The organism is Companilactobacillus halodurans (genome assembly GCF_009600985.1).
GTDB lineage: Bacteria > Bacillota > Bacilli > Lactobacillales > Lactobacillaceae > Companilactobacillus > Companilactobacillus halodurans.
Genome location: NZ_VDFP01000299.1, coordinates 1 through 1,010, shown reverse-complemented (window position 1 = coordinate 1,010; position 1,010 = coordinate 1). Strand labels below are relative to the sequence as shown.

The 1,010-nt window shown below is 39.5% G+C and carries 1 protein-coding gene; it reads left to right on the top strand.

What is annotated here, in order from left to right; all coding sequences use genetic code 11:
* Positions 1 to 1,010, top strand: a 1,010-nt coding sequence (locus tag FHL06_RS14570) for a hypothetical protein (RefSeq protein WP_420360981.1), incomplete at both ends; no start/stop codon positions are given.

Sequence of the window (1,010 nt, the reverse complement as noted above, 5' to 3'; positions counted from 1 at the left end):
AAGTTCAAAAATTACACTGGTCTTTCTTCAGCTCAGGGTAGCAAATGGCTTGGTGGTGGAAAGAAATTATTAGCGGATCCAACTGGCGCTGATGGATCAACTACTTATAATTTAAATAATTTAACCGCTAACTTAGGAACTTATGTAAAAGGTGGCACTGAGTTTAAGCCCGACGGTTCAACAGCTACTCCCTTACACTTCACCTTAATTGTTCCTTCTAATATGGGTGATATACCTATCCCTGTTACCGGAACAATTTACAGTTCTGTCACCGGTGATGTTCCTCAAAAAGACGGATATACTGCAAACTATACTCAAGTTCAAGGTAATATACTTGCAGACAAAGCTGTTACCTCTTACTACGTTACATATACCGCTAATCCTTACACAACAAAAGTTTCTACTTCAAAGGGTTCACAAGATGTTGATATTCCCGCTGGTGTCGTGGGAACAACTTCTGATCCTATTAGTTTGCCATCCGTAAACGGATATATCGCTCCTCAAATTAAAGTTCAATATACAAAAGACGGTAATATTATTACTGATCTCAAGGGAAACGTTATTTCAGACGATAATAAATTAACATATACTGGAGAACCCTTAGATAATAATGCAGCAGTTGCCGTTACTGATCCCACTACTGGTAAATCCATTTCCATTGACGTTCCTGACGGTAAAGTTGGTGATTCTGTCACTCTTAATATTCCTAGTCGTGATAGTGATGGATACATTGCTCCTGTTTTAACTGCCACATATGATTCTAATGGAGTTGTCGTCAAAGACGCCAACGGTAACACTATTACCGCTGATAACCCCGCTTCTTATACTGGTAAAACTATTTCTAATAATACATCAGTTGCTGTTACCGATCCTACTACTGGTAAATCCATTTCCATTGACGTTCCCGATGGTAAAGTTGGTGATTCTGTCACTCTTAATATTCCTAACTATGACAACGATGGATACACTGCCCCTGTTTTGACCGCCACTTATGGTCCTGACGGTGCTGT